This is a genomic window from Streptomyces venezuelae (assembly GCF_008642375.1).
Classification (GTDB): domain Bacteria; phylum Actinomycetota; class Actinomycetes; order Streptomycetales; family Streptomycetaceae; genus Streptomyces; species Streptomyces venezuelae_G.
This window is the reverse complement of sequence record NZ_CP029194.1, coordinates 989,271-1,015,758: the sequence shown is the minus strand read 5'-3', so window position 1 is coordinate 1,015,758 and position 26,488 is coordinate 989,271. Positions and strand designations below refer to the sequence as shown.

The 26,488-nt window shown below is 74.1% G+C and carries 24 protein-coding genes and 1 pseudogene; 14 read left to right on the top strand and 11 right to left on the bottom strand.

All coding sequences use genetic code 11. From position 1 onward, the window contains the following. Positions 1-338: 338 nt before the first annotated feature. The 3 genes from panD to DEJ46_RS04360 all read left to right on the top strand — a co-directional run bounded on the left by panD (position 339) and on the right by DEJ46_RS04360 (position 2,952). Positions 339-764, top strand: coding sequence for an aspartate 1-decarboxylase (gene panD, locus DEJ46_RS04370; protein WP_150264257.1), 426 nt, complete (start codon positions 339-341; stop codon positions 762-764). Further along, positions 761-1,129 (top strand): GNAT family N-acetyltransferase, encoded by a 369-nt coding sequence (locus DEJ46_RS04365; RefSeq protein WP_411757810.1) that lies wholly within the window; start codon positions 761-763, stop codon positions 1,127-1,129. The genes panD and DEJ46_RS04365 overlap by 4 nt, the downstream gene beginning before the upstream one ends. 407 nt (positions 1,130-1,536) lie before the next feature. Then, on the top strand, positions 1,537-2,952 hold the full coding sequence (locus DEJ46_RS04360; protein WP_150264256.1) for a transglycosylase family protein: 1,416 nt from the start codon (positions 1,537-1,539) through the stop codon (positions 2,950-2,952). On the opposite strand, the gene DEJ46_RS04355 is transcribed toward DEJ46_RS04360, so the two are convergent. Further along, a complete protein-coding gene (locus DEJ46_RS04355) occupies positions 2,833-3,846 on the bottom strand; it encodes a DMT family transporter (RefSeq protein WP_150264255.1) in 1,014 nt (337 codons plus the stop codon). The genes DEJ46_RS04360 and DEJ46_RS04355 overlap by 120 nt on opposite strands. A 237-nt stretch (positions 3,847-4,083) precedes the next feature. Between DEJ46_RS04355 and DEJ46_RS04350 the strand changes: the two genes are divergently transcribed. From DEJ46_RS04350 to DEJ46_RS38990, 3 genes are all read left to right on the top strand, one after another. Further along, positions 4,084-4,797 carry a (2Fe-2S)-binding protein gene (locus DEJ46_RS04350; protein ID WP_150274088.1) on the top strand — a complete coding sequence of 238 codons (714 nt, stop codon included), beginning with the start codon at positions 4,084-4,086 and terminating at the stop codon, positions 4,795-4,797. A 60-nt stretch (positions 4,798-4,857) separates the two neighbouring features. Further along, positions 4,858-6,342: an SDR family NAD(P)-dependent oxidoreductase gene (locus tag DEJ46_RS04345; protein ID WP_150264254.1), complete on the top strand. Its 1,485-nt coding sequence runs from the start codon at positions 4,858-4,860 to the stop codon at positions 6,340-6,342. Between the two features lie 304 nt (positions 6,343-6,646). Continuing rightward, positions 6,647-6,817, top strand: coding sequence for a hypothetical protein (locus DEJ46_RS38990; RefSeq protein ID WP_190622425.1), 171 nt, complete (start codon positions 6,647-6,649; stop codon positions 6,815-6,817). 103 nt (positions 6,818-6,920) lie between these two features. Here the strand turns inward: DEJ46_RS38990 and DEJ46_RS04340 are convergent, their stop codons facing one another. From DEJ46_RS04340 to DEJ46_RS04330, 3 genes are read right to left on the bottom strand one after another with little or no spacing between them, the layout of a single operon-like run. Beyond that, the gene (locus DEJ46_RS04340) at positions 6,921-8,342 is read right to left on the bottom strand and encodes a lipase maturation factor family protein (protein ID WP_150264253.1); all 1,422 of its coding nucleotides are present in this window, start codon (positions 8,340-8,342) and stop codon (positions 6,921-6,923) included. Positions 8,343-8,364: 22 nt separating this feature from the next. After that, positions 8,365-8,916, bottom strand: coding sequence for a DUF1990 family protein (locus DEJ46_RS04335; protein WP_150264252.1), 552 nt, complete (start codon positions 8,914-8,916; stop codon positions 8,365-8,367). Further along, positions 8,913-9,890, bottom strand: coding sequence for a YndJ family protein (locus DEJ46_RS04330; RefSeq protein WP_150274084.1), 978 nt, complete (start codon positions 9,888-9,890; stop codon positions 8,913-8,915). The genes DEJ46_RS04335 and DEJ46_RS04330 overlap by 4 nt, the downstream gene beginning before the upstream one ends. A 228-nt stretch (positions 9,891-10,118) precedes the next feature. On the opposite strand from DEJ46_RS04330, the gene DEJ46_RS04325 reads away from it, so the two are divergent. The 3 genes from DEJ46_RS04325 (at position 10,119) to DEJ46_RS04315 (ending at position 15,008) form a co-directional block, all read left to right on the top strand. Further along, positions 10,119-11,348, top strand: a complete 1,230-nt coding sequence (locus tag DEJ46_RS04325; RefSeq protein WP_150264251.1) for a DUF6777 domain-containing protein — start codon at positions 10,119-10,121, stop codon at positions 11,346-11,348. 66 nt (positions 11,349-11,414) lie between these two features. Beyond that, the gene (locus DEJ46_RS04320) at positions 11,415-13,493 is read left to right on the top strand and encodes a SpoIIE family protein phosphatase (RefSeq protein ID WP_150264250.1); all 2,079 of its coding nucleotides are present in this window, start codon (positions 11,415-11,417) and stop codon (positions 13,491-13,493) included. 156 nt (positions 13,494-13,649) lie between these two features. Further along, positions 13,650-15,008 carry a wax ester/triacylglycerol synthase family O-acyltransferase gene (locus DEJ46_RS04315; RefSeq protein ID WP_223834498.1) on the top strand — a complete coding sequence of 453 codons (1,359 nt, stop codon included), beginning with the start codon at positions 13,650-13,652 and terminating at the stop codon, positions 15,006-15,008. 31 nt (positions 15,009-15,039) lie between these two features. Here DEJ46_RS04315 and DEJ46_RS04310 read toward each other — a convergent pair whose 3' ends face one another. The 4 genes and pseudogenes from DEJ46_RS04310 to DEJ46_RS40860 all read right to left on the bottom strand — a co-directional run. Then, positions 15,040-16,731 carry an alpha/beta fold hydrolase gene (locus tag DEJ46_RS04310; protein WP_223834497.1) on the bottom strand — a complete coding sequence of 564 codons (1,692 nt, stop codon included), beginning with the start codon at positions 16,729-16,731 and terminating at the stop codon, positions 15,040-15,042. Positions 16,732-16,788: 57 nt separating this feature from the next. Further along, complete coding sequence (locus tag DEJ46_RS04305; protein WP_223834496.1) at positions 16,789-18,183, bottom strand: sensor histidine kinase; 1,395 nt, start codon at positions 18,181-18,183, stop codon at positions 16,789-16,791. Further along, a complete protein-coding gene (locus DEJ46_RS04300) occupies positions 18,180-18,851 on the bottom strand; it encodes a response regulator transcription factor (protein ID WP_150264248.1) in 672 nt (223 codons plus the stop codon). The genes DEJ46_RS04305 and DEJ46_RS04300 overlap by 4 nt, the downstream gene beginning before the upstream one ends. A 98-nt stretch (positions 18,852-18,949) precedes the next feature. Beyond that, positions 18,950-19,297, bottom strand: a pseudogene (locus tag DEJ46_RS40860) (LysR substrate-binding domain-containing protein); the annotation flags it as partial. Between the two features lie 241 nt (positions 19,298-19,538). On the opposite strand from DEJ46_RS40860, the gene DEJ46_RS04290 reads away from it, so the two are divergent. The 5 genes from DEJ46_RS04290 (at position 19,539) to DEJ46_RS04270 (ending at position 24,628) form a co-directional block, all read left to right on the top strand. Beyond that, complete coding sequence (locus tag DEJ46_RS04290) at positions 19,539-20,411, top strand: Fpg/Nei family DNA glycosylase (protein ID WP_150264246.1); 873 nt, start codon at positions 19,539-19,541, stop codon at positions 20,409-20,411. A 31-nt stretch (positions 20,412-20,442) separates the two neighbouring features. Beyond that, complete coding sequence (locus tag DEJ46_RS04285) at positions 20,443-21,210, top strand: LytR/AlgR family response regulator transcription factor (protein ID WP_150264245.1); 768 nt, start codon at positions 20,443-20,445, stop codon at positions 21,208-21,210. 76 nt (positions 21,211-21,286) lie between these two features. Next, positions 21,287-21,682 carry a hypothetical protein gene (locus DEJ46_RS04280; RefSeq protein WP_190622423.1) on the top strand — a complete coding sequence of 132 codons (396 nt, stop codon included), beginning with the start codon at positions 21,287-21,289 and terminating at the stop codon, positions 21,680-21,682. Between the two features lie 10 nt (positions 21,683-21,692). Next, positions 21,693-23,426 carry a cation acetate symporter gene (locus DEJ46_RS04275; RefSeq protein ID WP_150264244.1) on the top strand — a complete coding sequence of 578 codons (1,734 nt, stop codon included), beginning with the start codon at positions 21,693-21,695 and terminating at the stop codon, positions 23,424-23,426. Next, positions 23,423-24,628 (top strand): sensor histidine kinase, encoded by a 1,206-nt coding sequence (locus DEJ46_RS04270; RefSeq protein ID WP_150264243.1) that lies wholly within the window; start codon positions 23,423-23,425, stop codon positions 24,626-24,628. Before DEJ46_RS04275 ends, DEJ46_RS04270 begins: the two co-directional genes overlap by 4 nt. On the opposite strand, the gene DEJ46_RS04265 is transcribed toward DEJ46_RS04270, so the two are convergent. The 3 genes from DEJ46_RS04265 to DEJ46_RS04255 all read right to left on the bottom strand — a co-directional run bounded on the left by DEJ46_RS04265 (position 24,620) and on the right by DEJ46_RS04255 (position 26,389). Beyond that, complete coding sequence (locus DEJ46_RS04265) at positions 24,620-25,168, bottom strand: hypothetical protein (RefSeq protein WP_150264242.1); 549 nt, start codon at positions 25,166-25,168, stop codon at positions 24,620-24,622. The genes DEJ46_RS04270 and DEJ46_RS04265 overlap by 9 nt on opposite strands. Positions 25,169-25,383: 215 nt before the next feature. Next, positions 25,384-25,806, bottom strand: coding sequence for a PaaI family thioesterase (locus DEJ46_RS04260; protein ID WP_150274077.1), 423 nt, complete (start codon positions 25,804-25,806; stop codon positions 25,384-25,386). 25 nt (positions 25,807-25,831) lie between these two features. Next, positions 25,832-26,389: a sigma-70 family RNA polymerase sigma factor gene (locus tag DEJ46_RS04255; protein WP_150264241.1), complete on the bottom strand. Its 558-nt coding sequence runs from the start codon at positions 26,387-26,389 to the stop codon at positions 25,832-25,834. Positions 26,390-26,488: the final 99 nt, after the last annotated feature.

Here is a 26,488-nt window from a genome sequence, read left to right as displayed (position 1 = left end):
AGTGCCGACCGACTGATGGCCAAACGGACCATGCTCCATGGACCAGAGTGATGTCGGTGCCCGACAGGTCGGTGGGGCGTGGACGCACGTCGTCCGTGTGTGCGGAGGGGGCTCCCGCATGTTTGATGGGCCATCAGGTAAGTCGGCGTTCGGTCAGTATGAGTCGCCGGGCGTTCCCTGTACAGGCGTCGGTGGCGGAGTGAAAGCCCAGGTAGGAAGCCGTCTAGCCCGACCAGAGCGATGTTCCTCACAAACCACGGACAGGGGCGTCGGTGTAAGGTCGGGGCCGCCCTTGACCTGCAGAAAGCAGGCAGGGAGCCGTCTTAGAGGAGTCCAAAGTGCTGCGCACTCTGTTCAAGTCCAAGATCCACCGGGCGACCGTGACCCAGGCCGATCTTCATTACGTCGGGTCGGTCACCGTCGACGCCGAGTTGATGGAGGCGGCCGATCTGCTGCCCGGCGAGCTCGTGCACATCGTCGACATCGACAACGGGGCCCGGCTGGAGACCTACGTCATCGAGGGCGAGCGCGGCTCCGGGGTCATCGGGATCAACGGCGCGGCCGCGCACCTCGTGCACCCCGGCGACCTCGTGATCCTCATCAGCTACGCGCAGGTCGAGGACGCCGAGGCGCGCTCGTTCACGCCGCGCGTCGTGCACGTCGACGCGGACAACCGCATCGTGGAGCTCGGGGAGGACGCCTCCGCGCCCGTGCCCGGGAGCGACACGGTCCGCGCCCCGCACGCCGTGCCCGCACAGATCTGAGCCGAGGGAGAGCCCGCCGCACGGCCGAGCTGAAGATCCGCGACGACCGGACGAACGGGCGCCTGGAGGCTTTCGAGGGGGACACCTGCGTCGGTGTCGTCGTCTACTTCGTCCTCGACGCCGAACCCCACGCCCTCGTGGCGGTCCACACCATCGTCGAGGACGGGCACGAGGGGAAGGGCATCGCCGGAGCGCTCGTGCGCGAGTTCTACACGATCGCCGCCGGCGAGAGTGTGCCCGTCGTGCCGCTCTGCCCGTACGCCGCCAAGTGGGCCGAGCGCCATCCGGACGAGGCCCCCGTCCCCCCGGCGGACGTCGTCCGCGCGGCGAAGCTCCAGCTCAAGGCCACCCCCGGCCTCTGGTGACCTTCGGGGTGGGACCCGTACCCACCCCGAAGGAAGGACCCGGCGGGCGCGAGCCCGTCCGCCGGGTCACCCTGGGGAGCGAGGATCCCGACGACCGAGAGGTCCGTGATGACGCACCCCTTCCCCGATCCGCAGCCCTCGCCGGTACCGACCCCCGTGCCCTCCCCGCCGCCGGTACCCCCGCCCAACCCCGTGCCGGTACCGCCGGACCCCGTGCCCAGCCCGGTGCCCGAGCCCGGCGGACCCGTTCCGGAACCGGAGCCTCAGCCCCAGCCGGGCCCCGCCGGGCTCCGCCCGTAGTCAACGGCAAGGTGACAGAAGGGGCTTGAGGTTCCGCCCGCGCCCTTGTCACGGAGCGTGCGCCACCCCTAACTTGGACGGCTGTCGCTGTGTTCCAAGGGGGGCCCATGGCCGTACGCGGACGTCACCGCCGCCACCAGCCGAGCCGGATCAACCGTGCCTCGCTCACCGTCACCGCCGGAAGCGCCGGCATGGCGCTCCCGCTGATCGGCGCGGGAGCCGTGCAGGCCGCCTCGCTGGACGTCTGGGAGAAGGTCGCTGCCTGCGAGTCCTCCTCCAGCTGGCACGTCAACACCGGGAACGGCTACTTCGGCGGCCTCCAGTTCAGCCAGTCCACCTGGGAGAGCTACGGCGGCACGCACTACGCGCCGCGCGCCGACCTCGCCTCCAAGGACCAGCAGATCGCGATCGCCGAGCGCGTCCTCAAGGGCCAGGGGCCCGGCGCCTGGCCCTCGTGCGGGCCGCGCGCCGGGCTCGCCCGGGGCGGTGAGGCCCCTGAGATCACGGCAAAGGCCTCGTCCACCGGCGCGAACGCGCCACGTACCGCCTCTCTGCCGGGCCAGCGCGCCTTATCCGAGAAGGCACCCGCCCGGCGCGCCGATCCCACCACCGTGCCCACGATCCGCGAGATGTACACGGTCACGCCCGGCGACTCCCTCTCGAAGATCGCCCGCGAGGAGCGCGTCCAGGGTGGCTGGAAGCGGCTGTACGAGTCGAACCGGCCGGTCGTCGGCGACGACCCCGACCTGATCCACCCCGGCCAGCGACTCACCCTGCGCATCGCCGCACCGAAGAAGCCGACCGGGCCTGCCGAGGCGGCCAAGACGGCTCCGCGCGTCGCGACGTCCCCGGCCGTGAAGGCCCCCACGCCGCCGGCACAGGCCGCCCCCTCGAAGCGCCCGGTCGCGAAGGCGCCTCCCGTGAAGACTCCCGCGGCGAAGGCGCCGGCCACCAAAGCCCCGGCTCCCCGGAGCACGGCCACCACCACGCCCAAGCCGGTCGTCAAGCCTTCCGCGAAGCCCGCGGCCAAGACGTCCGCCAAGCCGAAGCCGAAGCCGAAGCCCAAGCCCGTCGACCGGCCCGCCTCCAAGCCGCGGCCCGCCGCCGCGCCGGACAAGGACCGCTACTCCGCTCCCATCGCCGCCGGCATCGGCACCAGCTACGGAACCCGCGGCTCCTCCTGGTCCAGCGGCTACCACACCGGAGTCGACTTCCCCGTGCCCACCGGCACCTCGGTCAAGGCCGTCGCCGACGCGCGGGTCGTCTCCGCGGGGTGGGGCGGCGCGTACGGCTACCAGGTCGTCCTGCGCCACGAGGACGGCCGCTACAGCCAGTACGCGCACCTCTCCGCGCTCGCCGTCCGCGAGGGACAGCGGGTCCAGGGCGGCCAGCGCATCGGACGCTCAGGGTCGACCGGCAACAGCTCGGGACCGCATCTCCACTTCGAGGTACGGACGGGTCCCGGGTACGGCTCCGACATCGATCCGCTGGCCTACCTCAGGGCGCGGGGCGTCTCCATCTGACCTCGGCGCCGACGAGGGCGACCGCGAGGCGGATGACTCCGGATCCGGCACCGACCGGGCCTCCGGCGCCACCGTCATGCGGTCGAGGGTGAGCTGGACCAGGCCGCCCGCCGCGACCGCGCCGCAGATCAGCGCGGCGACGGTGCCCGCCGTGCCGTAGCGGAAGCTCTCGCCGAAGAGCGTGAGGCCCACGGCCGCCGCGACCACCGGGTTCACCACGGTGACCGTGGCGAGCGGGGCGGCCAGCCCCGCGCCCCGGTAGGAGGCCTGCGAGAGGAGCAGTCCGGTCACGGCGAGCGCCGAGAGCACGAGCAGGCCCGTCCATTCGGCGAGCGGGGCGCCGGAGGTCCACTCCTCGGCCACGGACTTGGTGAAGACCGAGGCCATGCCGAAGGAGACGCCGGCCGCGGCGGCCAGGATCACGCTGCGCAGCACGGACCGGCCCACCAGGTGCGCCGCCGCGAACAGGACGGCCACCACGGCGGACGTGCCCGCCGCGAGCAGCCACCGCTCCCCGTCGGCGAGCGACTGCGCGTCGGAGCCGTTCGTCAGGCTCAGCAGGCCGGCGAGGCCGACCGTGGCCATGAGGGCGCCGCGCCAGGCCCGCCGCCCGGCCCGGCGGCCGACGAAGAGGGCCGCCATGGGCAGCGCGAAGACGATCGTGAGGGCGCCCAGCGGCTGGACCAGGCTGAGCGGACCGTAGGCGAGCGCGGCCACGTGCAGGGTCGCGCCGAGACCGTTGAGCAGGACGGACACCCACCACGCCGGGCTGCGCAGCGGCGCGTAGCGCGGACCGGCGGCGGAGGCCGCGACCCGCTCCTGCACGATCGCGGCGGCAGCGTAGGCGAGCGCCGAGACCAGGGACAGGAGCACGGACAGCAGGAGTGGGCTCATACCTTCCACGATCTCTCTTCCGGGCGGATTCGGCGTCGTACCAGGGAACGCTTCGCGTGCTACCGCCGTCGCAGTACACGGCGCGCGCGTACGCCCGGAGAAGTACGCCCGCGCAGGTCGGAAGGGGTGGAACGGGATCATTCCGGCACCCTGTCCCCGGTGCGGAAGAATCATGGACGGGCGGGCAGGACCCGCCGCGGAGACGAGAAAGCTGGGGGCAGACGCGTGGGACCGGAGCTGGATCTCGTCGAGAGCGGGTCGGTGGGCGGATTCTTCGCGCTGCGGACCACCGCGCCGGAGACCGGAGGGGACCACCGCCCCCTCGCCCTGCTGTACGCGGGGGAGGACGGCCCCCTCGCCGCGCGCGTCGACCGGGTCGCCGCCCGGCTCCACGCCCCCGAGCGGCGGGTCGGGGCCTCCGTCGCCCACCTCGGCCTCGCGGCCAGGCTCTGGTCGACCGCGCTGGGGCCGGCCGCGCTGTACGGCGCCTTCCCCGGCCTCGCCCCCGGCGAGCTGTACTGGGACGGGGCCCTGACCTCCCCCGACGACCTGTGGTGGTCCGGTGCGGAGACCCGCCCCGCCACGGTCGACGCCCTCCGCGAGGCCGTCCAGGAGGCCCACCTCGTCCCGCTGCACGCGGCGCTGCGCCGCGACGGCCGGATCTCGCCCCGGCTCCTCTGGGGCAACGCCGGCTCGGCCCTCGCCGGCGCCCTGCGCGAGCTCACCCGCTGGGCGCGCGCGAGGGACCGGCCGGAGGTCGCCGAGCGGGCCGCCGCCCTCGTCTCCGGGCTCCTCGACCACCCGGACCTCGCCGGCACGGTCCGCGGCCCCCGGCTGCGCCGCTCCAGCTGCTGCCTCTACTACCGCTGTCCCGGCGGTGGACTGTGCGGGGACTGTGTCTTCGACCACGCCCCCCGAACGGGTTTGGAGGCGCGGCCCCCCGCTCCGTAAAGTTGGGTCTTTGAAAGCCCGCGAACGGCGACGTACGAGCGAACGAGGAACCCGAAGGCCATGACGGTGACCGAAGAATCCCAGGACTACGGGCCGGGCGTCGACCCCGAGCGCCTGGCCGTCTGCCTGAGCGTCCTCGACGAGCTCGACAAGCTGGACGTCGACCACCCGGACGCGATCATGGTCCGGCGCGCCACCGCCGGCATCTACCGGACGGTGAAGCAGCGCCGCCGCCAGGAGCGCCGGGCCGCCAAGACCGCCAACGACAAGGCGGTCACCGAGGCCACGGCCACCGGCTCCGCGCAGCGCATCGACGACGAGACCGAGGGCATCCTGCCCTCATCGATCACGGAGGAGGGGCGGATCGCGGGGATACTCCAGCGTCCGCGCTCCTGCTACGTCTGCAAGACGCGCTTCGTCGAGGTCGACTACTTCTACCACCAGCTCTGCCAGCCGTGTGCGACGCTCAACCGGGCCAAGCGGGACGCGAGCGCCGACCTCACCGGCAAGCGCGCGCTGCTCACCGGCGGCCGCGCCAAGATCGGCATGTACATCGCGCTGCGGCTGCTCCGCGACGGCGCCCACACGACGATCACCACACGCTTCCCCAAGGACGCCATCCGCCGCTTCAAGGCCATGGACGACTCCGCGGACTGGATCCACCGCCTGGAGGTCGTCGGCATCGACCTGCGCGACCCGGCCCAGGCCGTGGCGCTCGCCGACCAGATGGCCGAGGCCGGGCCCCTGGACATCCTGATCAACAACGCGACGCAGACCGTGCGCCGCCTGCCCTCCGCCTACGCCGCCCTGGTCGACGGCGAGAGCGCACCGCTGCCCGCGGGCGAGCTCCCCGCCCACCACGTCATCGGCGCCTTCAACTCCGGCGCGGTCGGCGAGCTCGTCAGCGGCTCGTCGCTGCCCGTCGGCGTGAGCGGCCTGGAGGCCCAGCAGGTCGCCGACCTCGCGCTCGTCGCGGGCAACGCCACCATCGCCAAGCACCTCGACGGCACCGCGATCGACGCCGGCGGCCTGGTGCCGGACGTCGTCGAGACCAACACGTGGGTGCAGAGCATCGAGCAGATCTCCCCGGTGGAGCTCCTGGAGACCCAGCTCTGCAACTACACGGCGCCGTTCATCCTGATCAGCAAGCTCCGCGCGGCGATGGCAGAGGCCGCGAAGAAGGCGGCCAGCGGGCGCGCCTACGTCGTCAACGTCTCGGCGATGGAGGGCGTCTTCAGCCGGGGTTACAAGGGCGCCGGGCACCCGAACACCAACGCGGCGAAGGCCGCGATGAACATGGTGACGCGGACCAGCGGCCAGGAGATGTTCCAGACCGACGGCATCCTCATGACCTCGGTCGACACCGGCTGGATCACCGACGAGCGTCCGCACTTCGACAAGCTGCGCCTGGCCGAGGAGGGCTTCCACGCCCCGCTCGACCTGGTCGACGGCGCGGCCCGTGTCTACGACCCGGTCGTCCGCGGCGAGGCGGGCGAGGACCTCTACGGCTGCTTCCTGAAGGACTACGCCCCCGCCAACTGGTAGGCCGAGGATCCCGTCCCCGGCAGTTCCGCGGCCCCGCGCCGTCCGGAAAGAGCGCTCTACCCCCTGGTAGAGCGCTCTTTCCGGCTTCATTCACTCGAACGCATCACACTTGTGAGCCCGGTAGAGCGCGGACGCGCTCATTTGGTTACTCTGATGTCCACGGTCGGCCACCGAGGAGACACACCCTCCCCACGGTCGGTCCGGGGACTGGCCTGCCACCAAGGCCGCGGTCCCGCCCGATGAACGGCGCCACCGCGACCGACGGCACCAAGTCCCATTGGTACGCGACACAAAGGAGTGCGCGGTGACACCCGAACTGACGAAGCAGGAACCGAGACCGGCCGAACCCCAGGACCGGCCCCGCCGGAACGGCGAGCTCGGGAGCCTCGAAGTGTGGGCCCACGCGGCCCCGATCCGGCTGGCGGGCTACGAGGACGACCTCGCCGAGCCCCACATCCTGCCCGGTATCGACTGAGCCTCCGGTGCCCTGACCGCTCCGACGTGACCCTTGCTCCACCGGTGCCCCCGACCGCCTTCCGGCCGGGGGCACCGGCGTGTCCCGTGCGGGGACGCGTCCGTCACCGGTCCGCCCGGTCCCGGAGCCGGATCGGCGGCAGGTACTCCCGGAGCAGCGTGCGGTGCCACCAGGCCCCGGTCGCGCGCAGCTCGCGCCAGGTCGAGTAGCGGTACCGGTACAGCCGGGCGCGGACGTGCGTCGGCGGGGCGTCGGGGAACGGATTGTGGGCGAGCAGCCGCAGGGTGTCGCGGTCGCCGTCGAGCAGCCGCTCCATGAAGGGCCCGAACCAGTCCCGCGCGTAGCCGGGGGAGAGGGCGGCGAACCACATCAGCCAGTCCAGGCGGAGGTGGTACGGGGCGAACTGGCGCGGCAGCCTGCGCGGATCGCCGGGCTTCCCCCGGAAGCCGTACTCACGCCACACCGTGCCCGCGTGCGGTGCCGGGTCGTCGGTGCCCTCGATGACGATCTCGTCCCGGACCCGCCCGACCGTGCCGAACGCGCCATAGGTGTTGACCAGGTGGAACGGGTCGTACGAGCGGTTCATGGCCTGGTCGCGGGAGAGCAGGTTCCGCACGGGGCGGTAGCTCCGGAACAGGACGAAGGCGGTCAGCGCGACGACCACGGCCACGTACCAGAGCGGCGGATCCGGCCGCGGGTGCTCACCGGTGAGCGCGGAGGCGTCCACGACCGAGACGGCGAGCACGATGGTCAGCCAGTTCAGCCAGGCGAAGTTCCCGGAGAGCACCAGCCACAGCTGCGTGGCGATCATGAGGCAGGCGGCGGCCGTGGCCACCGGCTGCGGGGTGAAGAGCAGGAACGGCACGAACAGCTGGACGACGTGGTTGGCCCCCGCCTCGACCCGGTGCAGGGGGCGCGGGAGGTGGTGGAAGAACCAGCTCAGCGGGCCGGGCATCGGCTGCGTCTCGTGGTGGTGGTAGAGACAGGTCAGGTTCCGCCAGCAGCGGTCGCCCCGGATCTTGATGAGACCCGCGCCGAACTCGACCCGGAAGAGCAGCCAGCGCAGCAGGAAGAGGACGAGCACGGGCGGTCCCGTGTCGTCGTTGCCGAGGAAGACCGCGAGGAACCCGGTCTCCAGGAGCAGCGACTCCCAGCCGAAGGAGTACCAGGTCTGGCCCACGTTCACGATCGACAGGTACAGCGCCCAGAGCACGAACCACAGCAGCATCGACACCGGCAGCGGCACCGCGTCACCGGCTCCCGCCACGAGGGCCAGGGAAATCGCGGCCCCGGTCCACGCGACGGTCGCGAACAGCCGGTCGGAGTAGCGCCAGTGGAAGAGCGAGGGGGAGCGGCGGGGCCGGGTCCGGCGCACGTACTCCGGTACGGGGAGCATGCCGCGCTCGCCCATCAGCGCCCGGAACTGGAGGGCGGCCGACAGGAAGGCCACGCAGTACAGCCCGGCGAGGCCCCGCTGGAACACGATCCGGCTCAGCCAGAGGTCGGGCGCGGTGAACCACTCCATCGCTTCCAGTATCGGCCCGGGATCACGCCCTGACGAGACGCCGGAGGGTCCGGCCGAGGTGGCGGGCGTACGTCCGCTGGAGCAGGGGGACCAGCGGGCCGGCGTGCCGGGTGTACCAGGCGGCGGGCCGGCTGAAGGCGGTGACCGTGAACCGGACCGTGCCGTCGGGTGCGAGGTCGACGACGAAGGACTCCTCACCGCTCTCCGGGTGCCCGGTGAGGGTGCCGTAGGCGAAGCCGGTCCGGTTCTCCTCGTATGCCGTCCAGATCACCGCGCAGGGGGCGCCGAGCCGGACACGGCCGATCCCGAGGGACACCTCCAGACGGACACCGGGCCAGGCGCGGGCCGCCTCGCTGCGGACGGTCGCTCCGGAGGCCCGGTGCGTGCGCCAGGTGGTCACGGCGGTCCCGGCGGCCTCGAAGGCGGCGCGGCCGTGGCCGACGACCTCGCTGTACCGCAGGTGGTGGTAGCCCTCGGGGAGGTCCTCGGGGGAGCGGGTGGCGCCGACTTCGCGGTAGCTGAGGCCCGGGCGGGGGCGGGCGGTGCGGGAGAGGCTGTTCGTGAGGCGGGTCATGCCGGGAGCTCCGTTCGCGGGTGGGTCGGGAGGGGCGGGAGGGGCTGGAGAGGCTGGAGGGGCTGGAGGGGCGGTGCGGGCCGGTCCGTCCGGTCGGTGCGGGCGGCGGGGTCGGTGTGGCCCATGTGGTCCGTGCTGCCTGTGTGGTCCGTGCGGTCGGTGCGGAGGCGGTGCCTGGCGAGGAGGGCGCAGACCGCGAAGCCGAGGGCGTTGCCCAGGCCGTGTGTCGCGGCCATCCAGGTCAGGTCGAGGTGCGGCAGGCCGGTGGCCTCGCCGAGCGCCCAGCTCAGCGCGAGCAGCATGGTGACGACGAGGACCAGGGCCGAGACGGCGAGTAGCGTGCGCGTGAACCGGTCGGCCGCGAGCTCGCGGCGCTCGCGCAGAGTCAGGACGGCGACCCCCGCCATCCCGGCCGTCAGGACGACCGCCCCGGCGAGCTCGGCCCAGTCGTCGACGAAGTAGCCGGCCAGGACGAGCAGCGTGCCGGCCGGGACGCTGAGCGCGGCGAAGCGGGCGGTGGGCCCGTCGTCGGTGCGGCAGACGAGGCCGGCGACCAGGGCGGCGGCGAAGCCCGCGAAATGAAAGTGCGGGACGGTCAGCGCGAGGATGTCCAGGTCGAAGCCGAAGAGCGGGTACGAGGCCCGCTCGGCGACGAGCGCCAGGCCGGCGACGGACGGGGCGACCAGCGCGGTGAGCACGGCGACCTCCCTGGGCCGCAGCGAGCGGGTGAGGACGAGACGGGCCGGCGCCTGGAGCGCCAGCGCCACGGCGGCCAGGGCGTAGACGGCGGCCAGCCCGGCCGCGACTCCGGAGCGGGGCAGCCACAGGGCAAGGGCTCCGGGGAGGGCGAGCAGCGGCCAGGCGCGTCGGAGCGGGTCGAGGCCTGGCGGCCTCGGTCCGTCCAGGAGCGCCAGCCCCGTCGGTACGACCCAGAACATCCCGATCATCACGACCGGGTTCACCAGGATCGACAGCGTGGTCACCGGAAACCCCCCGACTTGAACGTGTTCAACTGCCGGGTCGAGCCTAGGGCCTTTCTTGAACGCGTTCAAGCGGGGTGTTCGGCCGGCCGGGTGCCGACCGACCCGGTCGGCCTTCCTCCGCTTGCGGGGGCCCCGGCGCTGCGACAGACATGAGGGACTGGCCGGAACCGGGCGCCGCGCCCCGGATCGAGACGACGACCGAGACAACGGGAGAACCAGGTGCGCACACCTCAGCGGCGCCGGAGACGGCGAACCCCCACCGCGATCACCGCGACGCTCGCCTCCGCTCTCCTCGTCGCCGGCTGCACCTCCGACGAGCAGGGCGGCAGCCACGGCGAGCAGCCCGCGGCCGCCGCCGCCCAGGAGGTCCACCTCCAGCCGGTCACCGCACGGGGCCCCGACCCCTTCACCGCGTCCACCGCCCGGATCACCGGCCGCGCGGCCGTCCCGGAACGGGACCCGGCCGCCACCTCCTTCCAGCGGGTGCGAGAGATCACGGGCTCCACTCCCGGCCTCTACGGCGGCACCCGCTCGGAGGCCAGCTGCGACGTCGAGCAGCAGGTCACCTTCCTCTCCGGCGACCCGGCGAGGACGCGTGCCTTCGCCGAGGCCGCCGGCATCCCCGAGGCGAACGTCCCCGGCTGGCTGCGCGGGCTGACCCCCGTAGTCCTGCGCGCGGACACCCGGGTCACCAACCACGGCTACCGGGGCGGCCGCGCCGCCCCCTTCCAGTCCGTCCTCCAGTCCGGTACGGCGGTCCTCGTCGACCAGTACGGCTCCCCGCGCGTCCGCTGCGCCTGCGGCAACCCGCTCCGCAGCCCGGTCACGGCCCCGGGAGGCGTCCACCAGGGCGAGCCCTGGGAGAGCTTCGACCCCGAGTACGTCATCGTCGTCCGGCCGACCAGCACCGTCGTCACCAGCCTCGTCATCGTGAACGCCGCCGACAAGAGCTGGATCGAGCGCCGGACCGGCAGCGACGGGGCCGAGGACCGGAAGCCCGCCGTGGAGCCGGACTGCGACCCGGACGCGTGCCACCTGACCGGTACCGTCGCCCCGGAGGCGCCGGCGGCCCCCGACTCCGCGACCCCGGACTCCGTGGCGCCCGCCCCCGCGACCCCGGAGCCGTCGCGGCCCGAAACGGTCACGCCCTCCTCGCCGGACCCGACCGGTCCCGTTCCCGCGGACCCCGACCCGTCCGGGGACCCGACCCCCGACCAGCCCGCCGATCCGCCCGGAGACCCGTTCGCCGATCCGCCGTCCGACCCGTACGCGGATCCGCGCGAGGACCCGAACTCCGACCCGTACGGGGATCCCTACACCGACCCGTACACCGATCCGTACGCCGACCCCTACGCCGAGCCCCCCGTCTCCCCGGAAGGAGAGCTGCCGCTCCAGGAGCTCTTCCCGCCCGACACGGGGCAGGAGCAGCCCGAGACCTTCGAAGGATGAAGGGGGCGAAGGGGTGAAACGGATCTTCATGGTGCGCAGGAGCGGGGCTGCGCCTAGCGTGGCCCCATGAACGCGGGCAGAGGGGGCGGGGAGGCGGCCGAGCGGGCCGGAGCCCGGATCCTGCACGACTACGGCTCGGCCTTCCGGATGGGCGGCTTCGACTGGGACCTGCTCACGGGGACGATGAGCATGGACGACGCCGCGCTCGAGGTCTTCGACATGGACCGGGCCGACTACGACGGCCGGCCCGAGAGCCTCGGCTCCCGCGTCCTGCCCGACGAGGGCCGCCGCCTCGACACGCTGGTGGCCCAGGCGCTCAAGGAGGGCAGCGACCAGTACGGCGCGTACTTCCGGATCCGCCGCCGCGACGGCAGGCACCAGTGGACCCACACTCAGGGCTTGGTCCAGCGGGACGGCACGGGCCGTCCGGTGCGCATCGTGGGCGTCCTCCGCGACGCCACGCACGAGCTGACCGAATCCGCCGCCCGGCTCGGCCTCGACGAGGGGCGCCGGCAGCGCGCCGGTGTCGTCGAGGGCACCACGGCCGCCCTCGCCTACGCCCGGACCGTGCAGGACGTCATCGACCTCCTCAACGACTCGCACGCCCTCGAACACTTCGGTGCCGCCAGCCTCGTGATGGGCCTCCTCGAAGCGGGCCGCATCCATCTGGTCGCCGAGGGGCCCAACGGCGCCTTCGTGCCGGGCACCCGCTTCACCCGGGTGGACGAGCCGTACCCGATGAGCGAGGTGATCAGGACCCTGCGGCCCCGGTTCATCGACTCGGCCCGCGACTTCGCCGAGTCCTTCCCCGTGCTCTGGCCGCACATCAGCGGCCTCGGCATCACCGCCGCCGCCTATCTGCCGCTCATCGCGCAGGCCCGGCCCATCGGCGCGCTCGGCCTGCTCTACAGCGACAGGGCCGGCTTCAGCGAGGACGAGCGGACCCTGCTCGTCGCCCTCGGCAGCAGCATCGCCCAGAGCCTCCAGCGGGCCATGCTGTACGAGCAGGAGCATGACCTCGCCGAAGGGCTCCAGCAGGCGATGCTGCCCCGCCGGATCCCCGAGGTGCCCGGCGCGCAGACGGCCGTCCGCTACCGCTCGGCCCGCCTCGGCCGGGACATCGGCGGCGACTGGTACGACATCATCGCGCTCCCCGGAGGACGCGTCGGCGCCGTCATCGGCGACGTCCAGGGCCACGACACCCACGCGGCGGCCGTCATGGGCCAGCTGCGGATCGTGCTGCGCGCCTACGCCGCCGAGGGGCATCCCCCGGCCACCGTCATGGCCAGAGCCTCGGTCTTCCTGCACGAGCTCGACACCGAACGCTTCGCGACCTGCACGTACGCCGAGGTCGACCTCGGCACCGGCGTCGTCCAGATCGTCCGCGCGGGCCATGTCGACCCGCTGGTGAGGGAGATCGACGGCCGGTGCCGCAGGCTTCCCGTCGAGGGCGGGCTGCCGCTCGGGCTCTCCGCGGAGTTCGGCCGGCTCGACTACCCCGTGACCGCGATGGAGCTCGACCCCGGACAGACCCTGATGCTCTACACCGACGGTCTCGTGGAGAAGCCGGGCGCCGACCTCGACGAGGGCTTCCAGTGGCTGACATCCCTGGTCCGGCGCGGCCCCGCCGATCTCCAGCAGCTCGCCGACCACCTCTGCGACGTGGTCGCCGACCGCGGCGGCGAGGACGACGTGGCGATCCTGCTGCTGCGCCGTCAGGGCACCTTCGCGCCCCACGGGGCCGGGCGGTTCCAGCAGCACGTGGCCCAGAGCGACCCGGAGGCGCTCAGTTCGGCCCGGCACATGATCAGGGCCGCGGTGCGGGCCTGGGGTGCGGGGGAGCGCGCCGACGAGGTCGAGCTGGTCGCCGACGAGCTGATGACCAACGCGCTGATGCACACCGACGGCGGCGCGATCGTGACCCTGCGGGCCCTGAACGGCCCCGAGCGGCGGCTGCGCGTGGAGGTCGAGGACCGGTCCAGCGCGCTGCCCCGGCGCCGCGAGGCGGGGGAGGCGGGCGTCTCCGGACGGGGACTGCTCCTGGTCGACCAGCTCTCGGACGCGTGGGGTGTCGAGTCGAGGGGCGGCGGCAAGTGCGTCTGGTGCGAGTTCAAGGTGCCGGACAGCGCGAACCGAACGAGCTGAGCCTGCCGAGCGAGAGCGAACCGGACGAGCTGTGCCTGCCGAGCGAGAGCGAACCGAAGATGTTAACTTAGCGTGAAGTGATCGTACTTGACCGTAACTGTCGGTACGCGATTGACTTCGTTCTCCCGCCTCTCCGCGCAGGACGTGAGGACACCCTTGAGCAGCAGCACCGAGCTACTGGCACCCCTGGACCTGGCCTTCTGGCACCTGGAATCGCCCACCCACCCCCTGCACCTCGGAGCCCTCGCCCACTTCGGGCCCGTCCCCGCCGCCCCGGGCGACGAGCCGCCGCCGGACGTCCTGGACCTGCTCGCCCGCCGCGCCGCCGCCGTCCCCCGGCTCCGGATGCGCGTGCGCGACGTCCTGTTCCCCGTCGGCGGCGCAGCCTGGAGCGCCGACCCGGACTTCGACGTGAGCCGCCACGTCCGCGAGATCACCCTCCCCGGCGCCGACTTCCCCGCCGAGGCCACCCGGATCGCCGCCGAACTCATGGAGAGCCCCGTCGAACGCGGCCTGCCTCCCTGGGAGATGTACCTGCTCACCGGCGCCCCCGACGGCTCCTTCGCCGTCCTCGTCAAGCTCCACCACGCCCTGGCCGACGGCATGCGGGCCGTCGCCATCGGCGCCGGGATCTTCGACGAGATCGCCGCCGGCCGCCGGCCCGCGCGCCGCCCCCGCCCCGTACCCCCGCGCTCCTGGCTCCCCGACCCCGGCCGCCTCCTCGGCCTCGCCCGGGACCGGCTCGGCGACCTCGGGCGGGCCGTCGAGGTCGGGGCCTCGGTCGTCGGCGCATCCGTCGTCCGCGCCGGCCGCCTCGACGACCCCGCCACCGCGCTCACCGCCGAACCCAGCGGCACGCGCCGGCTCGCGACCGCGACCCTGCCCCTCGACCGCGTCCACCGGATCCGCCGCACCACCGGCGGCACCGCCAACGACGTCCTCCTCGCCGTCACCGCCGGAGCCCTGCGCCGCTGGTTCGACGGGCGTGGCCTGCCGCTGCCCGGCACCGACCCCCGGGCACTCGTGCCCGTCTCCCGCCGCCGCCCCGGTGCACCCGGCTCCACACCCGGCAACAGCCTCTCCGGATACCTCCTCGACCTGCCCGTCACCGAACCCGACCCGGCGACCCGGCTCGCCGCCGTACGGCACGCGATGGACCGGAACAAGGCCGCGGGCCCGGCCAGGGGAGCCGGCGCCGTCGCCCTCCTGGCCGACCGGTTGCCTCCGCTCGCCCACCGCTTCGGCGCGCCGCTGGCCTCCGGCGCCGCGTGGCTCCTCTTCGACCTCCTCGTCACGCAGGTGCCGCTGCCCCGCTCCGCGCTCTCCCTCGGCGGCGCCCCGCTGCGCGCGCTCTTCCCCATGGCGCCGCTGGCGCGCGGCCAGTCCCTCGCCGTCGCCATGTCCCCGTACGGCGGACAGGTCCACATCGGACTCGTCGCCGACGGCGAGGCCGTCCCCGACCTCGACGCGCTCGCCGCCGCGTTCACCGCCGAACTCGACCTCCTTGACCCGTGAACGTCACACCGTGAAGTTCACGCCATGAAGTTCACGCCGTGCACGTCGTGCCGGGCAGGACCTTCGTGAGGGAGATCAGGTACGCCTCGACCTTCCTGTCGACGCACTCGCTGCGGCCGTAGCCGGTGTGGCCGGGGGCGTCGAACGACAACAGCATCCCGCCGGGGAACTGGCGCGCCAGGCTCACGGCCTCCTCGTACGGTGTGGCCGGGTCGCCCGCCGTTCCCACGACCAGCACCGGAGGCACCCCCTCGGCCGTCACCCGGTGCGGGCGCCGGGGACCGGCCGGCAGGTCCGCGCAGACCAGTTCGCTCGTCACGCCGGTGGTGCCGTAGGCCCCCGCCGCGTTCTCCGCGGGGGCGAGGGCGTCCCAGTAGGCCCGGGGGTCGCGGGGGTGGGGGACGTCGAGGCAGTTGATCGCGATCAGGGCGGCGTCGGTGTTGTCCTCGGGCACGCCGTCGGTGCCGCTCTCGGCCGCTCCCTCGGACGCGTCGGCCTCAGCGGGTTCCCCGGACTCCTCCGCGTCGGGTTCGGGGGTCTCCTCCTCGCCCGCCGCCAGGGCCGCGAGCCGCGTCCCGTCCCCGTCCTCGGCCGCGACCAGCGCCTCGGACAGTGCCTGCCACTGCGCCTCCGGGGTGTACATGGACAGACTGAGCGCCGAGACCAGGGCCGGGGCGTCGAGACCGTACGCGGAGTCGTCGACCGGCAGCGGCTCACGTCCGGTCCGCTCCAGGAGACGGTCGATCAGCGCGCGTATCTCCTCGGGCGTCGAGCCGGGGCAGGCTTCGCCGACCACGTCGGCGCAGGACTCGGCGTACTCCTCCACGGCTTTCCGGAATCCCGTGGCCTGGCCCGTCATGCGCTGCCGCCAGTCGAGCGAGGGGTCGACGGCCCCGTCCAGGACCATCGCCCGCACGCGGCGCGGGAACTGCTCGGCGTACGAGGTGCCCAGGCTCGTGCCGTACGACCAGCCGACGTACGTCAGCCGCCGCTCGCCGAGGGCAGCCCGCAGCACGTCCAGGTCGCGTGCGGCGTCGTCCGTCCCGACGTGGGGGAGCAGCGGACCGCTGGCGGCGCGGCAGCCGGCGGCCGTCGCGCGGGCGCTCGCGAGGGCGTCGGCGCGTTCGGACGCGGTCCGGGGATGGAGGGGCACGACGGCGCCGGCGTCCTCGTCGTTCGGGGTCTCCGCGGAGCCGGCTGCGACCGTGCAGGTCAGGGCGGGCTTGCTCGCGCCGACTCCGCGCGGGTCGAAGGACACGATGTCGAACCGCTCGCGCACGTCCCGGCCGAGGTCCTCGGCGACGCCGTCCCTGATCAGCCGTACTCCGCGCTCGCCCGGTCCGCCTGGGTTGAGCACGAGCGAGCCGACGCGCTTCCCCGTGACCGCGGTGGCGGCCTTCGCCACCGGCAGGACGAAGGTCTTGCCGTCGCCGGGGCGGGAGTAGTCCCTCGGGACGGTGAGCGAGGCGCACCGGTGCTCGCCGCAGGGCCGCCAGTCGAGCTTCTGGCCGTAGAAGCGCCGCAGGTCGGGGCGGGAGGCTGGGTCGGCCGGTGTGGCGGCGGAGCTTCTCGGCCGTTTCCCGTCCGGCCCGGTGCCGGCCGTGCAGGCCGCGAGGGAGGTGGCGCCGAGGACGGCGAGAGCGAGGACGAGGGCCCTGCGGCGGCGGGTGGGGGCGGTGATCACGGAGTACTCCCATGGGTGGTCGGTCCAGGGAAGGATCACGCGAGGATGCTGAGGATTTGCTGAGGCCGGGAACGGCGAGGGGGCGGGCGGCGGGACTCAGTCCGCGGACGTCGGGAGCCGCAGCACGAATCGGGCACCGCCGCGCTCCCCGCGCCCGGCCGTGAGCGAGCCGCCGTGGGCGTGGGCGACCCAGGAGGCGATGGACAGGCCGAGGCCTGTGGACCCGGATCCGCTGCGGAAGCGTTCGAACAGGGCGTCGGCGACCTCCGGCGGCAGGCCGGGACCCGCGTCCTCGACCGTCAGCGTGCCGTCCCGGGCGACCGTGACCAGCACGTCCGCCGGAAGACCCGGCACGTGGCCGTGCGCGAGCGCGTTGCCCAGGAGGTTCCCGAACGCCCGGCGCACCAGATCGGGATCGGCGACCACGACCGTGTCCTCGGTCTCGACGCGGACGCGGTGTCCTGCCGCGGACGCGTCGGCGGCTTCCTCGACGACCGCCTCCACCAACTGGTCCAGGCGCAGCGGCTGGCGCGCCGGCGTGGCCGTGCCGGACATGAGCCGGGCCCGGGTGAGCAGCCCGTCGACCAGCCGGCCCATGCCCTCCGCGAGGCGCAGCGTGCGCCGGTGCACCTCCGTGCTGTCGGTCTCGCCGCGCAGCGCCGTCTCCGCGAGCGTCCGGAGCGAGGCGGCCGGGGTCCGCAGGTCGTGGGCCGCGTCCGCGAGGAACGCCTCCTGCTGGCCGAGCGCGGCGAGTGCGGGCCGGACCGCCCGCCCCGACAGCACGTGGCCGACGGCGGCGGACAGCAGCACGAGCACCGCGCAGCCGCCCGTCACGATCCACACGAGCCGCCGGTGGTCGTCCCGCTCGGCCGTCGCGTCGGCCGTCGTCACCAGGACGCCCTGCGGACCCTCGTCCTCCGCCGCCTCCGGCGCGTAGAAGGGCAGCGCGAACACCCGTACCGTCCCACCGTCCGTCGTCCGCCGGTCGAAGCCCCGCGCCTCCCCGGTCCGCACCGCCGCACTCCCGGCCTCCAGGACCACTCCGGGGCTCACCGACAGACACGGCGCGGACGGTGCGTGCTGGACGGTCAGGCCGCCGTCCGTAGGGGCCGGTTCGTCGCCGGCACGGTTCGGTTCCTCGCCGGTACCGTCCGGTTCGTCGCCGGTCACGAGGAGCACGGTCAGCGGCGGACAGCCGGTGTTCACCGTGTCGGCGAGGACGTCCGTGGCCAGCCGCCCGTTCTCGTCCGTCTCCAGGAGACCGAGGGCCCAGCTGGCGTCCGCGTCCATCGAGTGGTCGAGCTGCTCCCGCCAGCGGGCGCTGTCGCTCCGCACGGCGAGGGCGGCCATCGCGATCAGCCCCACGGCGCTGGTCAGCGCGAACAGCAGGCTGATCCGCCGACGCAGCCGCAGCACCCGCGCGGTCGGCGTGAGCGGAGGCGTCGGGCGCGCGCTGCGGTGGAGCTTCCGGAGCGGGTACGGGGGCTTCACCGGGCGTCGTCGGCCGCGAGCCGGTAGCCGACACCGCGCACGGTGTGGATCAGCGGCGGCGCCCCGAGCTTGCGGCGGAGCTGGGAGACGAGCACCTCCAGGACGTTCGACTGCGGCTCGGCCATCTCGTCCCAGCAGCTCTCGATCAGCTCGGAGCGGGAGACCGCCTGGTCGCCGCGGGCCGCGAGGACTTCGAGGACGGCGAACTCCCTGGTGGTGAGGGAGAGCAGCACCCCGGCCCGGCGGACGTGCCGGCGGGCGGTGTCGACCTCCAGGTCGGCGACGCGGTGCACCGGCGGGCGCACGGCGGCGGCGCGGCGGCACAGGCTGCGTACCCGCGCGACCAGTTCGGGCACGGCGAACGGCTTGACGAGATAGTCGTCGCCGCCGCTCGCGAAGCCCTCAACCCGGTCCGCGACGGTGTCGCGCGCCGTCAGGAACAGCACAGGCACGTCGCGTCCGCAGCGCCGCAGCTCCTCGACGTAGGCGGCGGCGTCCCCCGACGGCAGCATCCGGTCGAAGACCGCGCAGTCGTACGCGGTGACGAACAGGGCCTCGTCGGCCCGGGGCAGATCGGCCGCCTCGTCGACGGCGAGCCCGGCGGCCCGCAGAGCGGCGGCCACCCCGAACCGGAGGTCTTCGTCGTCCTCGACGAGCAATACGCGCACGTCACCACCCTAGGGGGTGGCACCGGCACGGTCGGAGCGAGAGGGGCCCGAGGCCGGCGGCCGTCTGGGCCAGCGCTCGGATGGTGGGGGCTGTGGGCGGTGGAGCGCCAGACGAGGGCCAGCCGGAGGTCGGCGGCGTCGTGGAGGGGCACGAAGGCGATGCCGGGGTGGCCGTTGTAGCGGGCGGCGAGCACGCCCGGCGGGTGGACGCAGAGTCCGGCGGCCACCAGGGACAGGATCTCGTGGAAGGTGTGCGCGGCGGGCCCGCGCGGGATGCGGCGGCCGAGCGGTGTCCGCGTGGGGACCATCGAGTCGCCCCAGTGCTCGGGGGCGTCGGGGCCGAGGTCGGCGACGTGGTTGTCGGCGAGGTCCTCCAGGGACACGGAGTGGCGCTCGGCCAGCGGATGGTCCACCGGCACCGCCAGGACGCGTCCTCCGGTGGCCACGGGTCGGGCCGACGGTGAGCACCGGTTCGGCGACGGGCAGCCACAGGACGTTCACGTCCGTCTCTCCGGTGCGCAGGGAGGCCAACGGATCGCTGCCCACGACTTCGGTGAACTGCACGTCTCCGCCCGGGGCCCCTGACCCGCGCCTGTCGGATCCCGGCCGGAGCAGCCGCGCCGGGGCGCCGCGCCGGACCGGCGCACCCGGCGCGCGGCCCCGCCACCCGTGCGGCAGGGTGGTGCCATGCCCGAACTGCCCGAGGTGGAAGCGCTGCGCGAGTTCCTCGACGCGCGCCTGGTCGGCAAGGAGATCGCCCGCGTCCTGCCCGTCGCGATCAGCGTCCTCAAGACGTACGACCCGCCCCTCACCGCCGTCGAGGGCGCCGAGGTCACCGCGGTCGGCCGGCACGGGAAGTTCCTCGATCTCACCACCACCGGCGCTGCCGGCGAGCTCCACCTCCTCGTCCACCTCGCCCGCGCGGGCTGGCTCCGCTGGCACGACCCGCTGCCCTCCGGGCCGCCGAAGCCCGGCAAGGGCCCGCTGGCGCTGCGTACCGCGCTCACCGGAGGCGACGGCTTCGACCTCACCGAGGCCGGCACCACCAAGCGCCTCGCCGTCCACCTGGTCCACGACCCGGGCGAGGTGCCGGGCGTCGCCCGGCTCGGCCCCGATCCGCTCGCCGAGGACTTCGGCCCCGAGGCCTTCGCGGCCCTCCTCGCGGGCGAACGGCGCCAGATCAAGGGCGCCCTGCGGGACCAGAGCCTCATCGCGGGCATCGGCAACGCCTACAGCGACGAGATCCTCCACGCCGCGAGGATGTCGCCCTTCAAGCCCACGCAGAACCTCACCCCGGAGGAGACGACCGCTCTCTGGACGGCCCTGCGGAACACCCTCCGTGAGGCCGTCGAGCGCTCCCACGGACTCGCCGCCGGCCGCCTCAAGGCCGAGAAGAAGAGCGGCCTGCGCGTCCACGGCCGCACCGGCGAGCCCTGCCCGGTGTGCGGGGACACCATCCGCGAAGTGAGCTTCAGCGACTCCTCCCTCCAGTACTGCCCGACCTGCCAGACCGGCGGCAGGCCGCTCGCCGACCGCCGGATGTCGAAGCTCCTCAAGTAGCCGCGCGGAGCCTCGCACTACACTCCGCCGCATGCTGCGCGTACTGGCCGTCGACGACGAGGAACCCGCCCTCGGGGAGCTGCTCTACCTGCTCCGCGCCGATCCCCGGGTGCGAACCGCCGAGGGCGCGGGCGACGCGACCGCGGCCCTGCGCAGGATCGGGCGCGCCCTGGAGACGGGGCCCGACGGGGACGACGGCATCGACGTCGTCTTCCTCGACATCCACATGCCCGGCCTCACCGGACTCGACGTGGCCAGGCTGCTCGCCGGCTTCGCCCGCCCGCCGCTCGTCGTCTTCGTCACCGCCCACGAGGGCTTCGCCCTCCAGGCCTTCGACCTGAAGGCGGTCGACTACGTCCTCAAGCCGGTCCGCCGCGAACGTCTCGCCGAGGCCGTCCGCCGTGTCCACGACCTGGTCCACGCCGCGGCCACCGCCCCGGCCGCGCCCGCGACCACCCCTGCCGCACCCGAGCAGATTCCCGTCGAACTGGGCGGGGTCACCCGCTTCGTCCCCGTCGACGACATCGCGTACGTCGAGGCCCACGGCGACTACGCCCGCCTCCACACCGACCACGGCAGCCACCTCGTCCGCATCCCGCTGTCCACCCTCGAAGAGCGGTGGGCCGCCCGGGGCTTCGTCCGCATCCACCGCAGCCATCTCGTCGCCCTCGACCGGATCGACGAACTCCGGCTCGACGGAGGCGCCACCTCGGTACGGCTCGGCGACACCGACCTCGCCGTCAGCCGCCGCCACGCCCGCCACCTCCGTGACCTGCTGATGCGCCGGGCCGGCGGCTGACCGGACACCCCTACCGGCGGCGGATGCCGTCTGCGTACACTCCACGCTCCAGCAGCCAGTCAGAGAGCGGACGCCGATGCCGGAGCCCCACCCGCCGCGCAGACCCCGGCGCGAGACCGTCACCTACGCCTCCGCCCACGGAGTCTCCGCCCACGCGGCCGTCCCCGGCCCCGCCCGGCGGCCCCCCGCGCACGCCCCGGCGCGCTCCGAGATCGACGAGCAGACCACCCTCGGGCACACCTACGTCCGCTCCCTGATGCGCAGCCAGCTGCGCGCCGCGCTCACCGCCCTCGGCGCGCTCGCGCTGCTCGTCGGCTCGCTGCCCCTGCTGCTCGCGCTGCCCGCGCCCGAGGCCCTCGTCTGGGCCGTGCTCGGCGTCGGGGTGTACCCGGTCATCTGGGGCACGGCCCACTGGTACGTCCGCCGCGCCGAACGCAACGAGCGCGACTTCACCGGCCTCGTCGAGCGGTGAAGCACCCCCCGTGAACCAGACATACGCCGTCGCGGCCGTCACCGCCGTCGTCCTCGCGACCGTCCTCATCGGCGCCCTCGGCCTGCGGATATCCCGCACCACCTCCGACTTCTACGTCGCCTCGCGGACCGTCGGACCGGGCCTCAACGCCGCCGCCATCAGCGGCGAGTACCTCTCCGCCGCCTCCTTCCTCGGCATCGCCGGACTCGTCCTCGTCCAGGGCCCCGCGATGCTCTGGTACCCGGTCGGCTACACCGCCGGATACCTCGTCCTGCTCGTCCTCGTCGCCGCCCCGCTGCGCCGCTCCGGCGCGTACACCCTCTCCGACTTCGCCGAGGCCCGCCTCGAATCCCGGCGGGCCCGCCGCCTCGCCAGCCTCTTCGTCGTCGGCATCGGCTGGCTCTACCTGCTGCCGCAGCTCCAGGGCGCCGGGCTCACCCTGGAGATCCTCACGGGCGCCCCCGACTGGGTCGGCGGGCTGCTCGTCGCCCTCGTCGTCACCGGCACCGTCGCGGCAGGCGGGATGCGCAGCATCACCTTCGTCCAGGCCTTCCAGTACTGGCTGAAGCTCACAGCCCTGCTCGTCCCCGCCCTCTTCCTCCTCGCCGCCTGGTACGGCGACGGAGCGCCCCGGGCCCGCTTCGACGCCCCCGCGGTCCTCCGCGAGCACACCGTCGTCCGGGTCGCCGACACGGTACGCATCGGCCTCGACGCCCCGCTGACCGCCACCGTCACCGGACGCGTCGACGACGTCCCGTACGAGCGGCGGACCGTCACCCTCGCCCCCGGGACCCACCACGTCCTCGCCGGTACCGAACTCGCCTTCGCACCGGGAGCGGTTCTCCCCGAGAGGGCCGCCACCGGCGCCGATCCCCTCGGCTGGTCCCAGCCGCTCGCCGGAGGGCACGACGGACACCAGCTGTACGCCACGTACGGACTGATCCTCGCGACCTTCCTCGGCACCATGGGCCTGCCGCACGTCGCCGTCCGCTTCTACACGAGCCCCCACGGCCGGGCGGCCCGCCGCACCACCCTCGTCGTGCTCGGCCTCGTCGGCGCCTTCTACCTGCTGCCGCCGCTCTACGGAGCCCTCGGCCGGATCTACGCCCCCGAGCTCGCCCTCACGGGCTCCGCCGACGCCGCCGTGCTCGTGCTGCCCGAGCGGATCCTCGGCGGACTCGCCGGCGACGTCCTCGGCGCGCTCCTGGCGGGCGGGGCCTTCGCCGCCTTCCTCTCCACCGCGTCCGGGCTCACCATGTCCGTCGCCGGCGTCCTCACCCAGGACGTCCTGCCCTCCCGGGGCGTACGCCACTTCCGCCTCGCGACCCTGCTGGCCACCGCCGTCCCGCTCGGTGTCGGCGTGGTCGCCTCCAAGGTGCCGGTCGCCGACGCCGTCGGCCTCGCCTTCGCGGTCTCCGCCTCCTCCTTCTGCCCGCTGCTCGTCCTCGGCATCTGGTGGAGGCGGCTCACGCCGCCCGGCGCCATGGCCGGGCTCCTGCTCGGCGGCGGCTCGGCCCTCGCGGCCGTGATGGCGACCCGGGCGGGCCTCGCGCCGGAGGGGTGGGCCCACACCCTGATGGCCTGGCCCGCCGTCTGGTCCGTCCCCCTCGGCTTCCTGACGATGGTCCTCGTCTCGCTCGCCACCCCGGGCCGCATCCCGCCCGGCACCCCGGCACTCCTCGCACGGCTCCATCTGCCGGAGGAGCTCACCGGCGCCGTCCCCGCCCAGGAGGTACGCCGATGACCGGCATCGCCCTCGCCGCCGCGGGCGCCGCCGGGGCGGTACTGCTCGCGGTCGGCTTCGTCCTCGGGAGGTTCACCGCCCGTCGCGGGGGCCGCACCGTCGATCCCGGCCTCGGGACGCCCGTCGAGCGGGCCACCTTCCACACCCTGCACACGGCCTCGCTCGCCGCGCCTCCGTTGCGCGCCGGACTCACCGAGGAGACCGCCCGCAAGGCGGCGAGCACGCTGCGCTCACTGCTCGGCACCGCGGCGCTCTGCCTCACCGACCGGGGCGCGGTCCTCGCCTGGGACGGACCCGGCGGGGAGCACCACCGGGCGCACGTCCCCGCGCTGGCCGCCGACACCCTCGACACCGGCCGCAGCCGGTCCGCGCACACCGACTGCGCCGACCCGGCCTGCCCGCTGCGCTGGGCGGTGATCGCCCCGCTCACGGGCGAGGACGGGGTCCTCGGCGCGCTCGTCGCCTACGGGTCACGGGAGTCGGCCGTCCTGGTGCGGGCCGCGACCGAGGTGGCCCGCTGGGTCTCCGTCCAGCTGGAGCTGGCCGAGCTCGACCGCTCGCGGACCAGGATCGTGGAGGCCGAGATCAGAGCGCTGCGGGCCCAGATCTCGCCGCACTTCATCTTCAACTCCCTCGCCGCCATAGCCTCGTTCGTCCGCACCGACCCCGAGCGCGCCAGGGAACTCCTCCTGGAGTTCGCCGACTTCACCCGGTACTCCTTCCGCAGGCACGGCGACTTCGCCCAGCTCGCCGACGAACTGCGCTCCATCGAGCAGTACTTGGCACTCGCGGGAGCACGGTTCGGGAACCGGCTGAAGGTGACGCTCCAGATCGCCCCCGAGGTGCTGCCGGTGACGCTGCCCTTCCTCTGCCTCCAGCCGCTCGTGGAGAACGCCGTCAAGCACGGCCTCCAGGAGCGCGAGCGGGGCTGCCGGGTGACGATCTCGGCCCGGGACGCGGGCGCCGAGGCCGTGGTGACCGTCGAGGACGACGGTGTCGGCATGGACCCGGAGCTGCTGCGGGCCGTCCTGCGCGGGGAGCACCCGGCGGGTTCCGGCATCGGTCTTTCCAACGTGGACGAGCGGCTGCGGCAGGTCTACGGGGCGGAGCACGGTCTCGTCATCGAGACCGGGGTCGGTGCGGGGATGAAGGTGACGGTCCGCATTCCCAAGTACCGCCCGGGCGTGCACCGTTCAGCATAGGTAGAGCGACAGGTGGGCGAGGGGCAGGCCCAGCTTCCAGGCGGGGAGCCAGACCTGGTCCTGTTCGTCGACCGTCGGCGCGGGAGCGTCCGCCGCCCCGGAGTCGCCGGTGGGCGGGCCGTCCAGGTCGGCGGCGCGCACCCAGGTGTCGCGCAGCCGCTGCCACGCGGTCAGGGCGAGGGCGAGGTCGGGGCCCTCTCCCTCCGTCGCGAGGCGCCCGGCCAGCCGCTCCTCGACCCAGGACGTCCAGGGCCGGTCGTGCGCGGTCCGGCGCAGCAGGGCCTCGATCCGTACGGGGCCACCGCGGCCGCGGGGCCCCTCGGCCCCGCCCGGCCCCCCGGCGCCGTCGGGGTCCTCCGACAGATGGACGGTGAGGGCCAGGGCCTGGAGGCCGGCCCGGTACTCCAGCGAGCCGGGCGCCACGAGGGCGGCGGTCCGCAGCACCTCGTCGGCCAGGTACTCGGCGCACAGCCAGGCCATCGGGACGGCGAGCCCGCCGCCACTCGTGCCGCCGGTGCCGTTCGTGCTCTCGGGCAGCAACGCTCCCACCTTCTTCTCCCGGACGTCGGGCCCCGGACGTCGGGGGCCCGGGGGAGAGCCTCCACCGTGAAGGGCCCCCGCGGGTCCCGCTTTGCTCAACTCGCCGGTGTGGTTTCGGATACGTTTCCCGGCCGGATCGGTGCCGGTGGGATTCCTGTTGCCACAGGTGGCAGGCGGGGGAGAAGTGCCGTGGGCGACCGGGTGCCGTGGCCGGTTCAGCCGAGCAGCGCGTACACCGCGGTGGCGTGGGCGGCGATCTCCTCCGAGCCGTCGGCGGTCATCGTGATGTCGGCGAAGGCCATCCGCTTGCCCGACTTGGTCAGCCGGGCCCGCACGAGGACGTCGCTGCCGACGACCGCCCGCTGGAAGGTGATGGACTGCTGGACGGTGGTCATCGGGACGAAGCCGCCGCGGGAGGCGGCGACCGCGATGACCGTCGCGGTGTCGGCCGTGGCCATCAGGGCCTGACCGGAGAGGCCGCCGCCCTCCCGGGCGAGCCGGTCGGACCAGGGGAGCCGGAGCACGGCCCCGGAGCCGTCGACCGAGGCCACCGATTCGATGGTGAGTCCCAGATCGAGTACCCAGGGGGCGAAGTTGTCGGCGAGGATCTTTTCGGCGGCGGCGGGAGTCAGGGCCACGGCGTCGGGAGTCGGCGTCACGGCGTCATTGTGGGGCCGCGGCACGCCGCCGGGCAACGCCCGCGCGGTGCGGGCGGTAGCCGGGCAGGGACCGGCCGAGCTGGCGCAGGGCGTAGTGCGAGCGGGACTTGACGGTCCCGGCGGGGATGCCGAGGTCGACGGCGGCCTCGTTGACGGTCAGGCCGTGGAAGTAGATCCGGACGAGCACCTCCCGGTGCTCGGGGCTCAGTTCGCGGACGGCGGCCCGGACGTCGAGCGCTGCCTCGGTGGAGGCGGTGGCGTCGGCGGGGTCGGGTGTCACCGCGAGGACTCCGTCGCCGATCTCGACGGGACGGGCGAGGCGTGAGCGGCGGGCGTCGATGGCCAGCCGGCGGGCCACGGTGAAGAGCCAGGGCCGCATCGACTCGTAGGGCCCCTCGAAGGCCTCGGGGTGGAGCCAGGCCCGTACGAGGGTCTCCTGGGCGAGGTCCTCGGCGCGCTGCCGGTCCCCGTAGGTCAGCCCGAGCAGGAAGGAGAGCAGCGCCGGGCCGTGGTCCCGCTGCAGCCCTTCCAGGTTGCGTTCGTCGGTCGTCGCCGTCGTCATCCTCCGCGCCTCTCCCTCGGCTCCTCGTCCCGGCGGTATACGAACGCATCCGGAAGAGGAGGGACAGGGAACGGACATCGGTATGCGGCGAACGGTCGC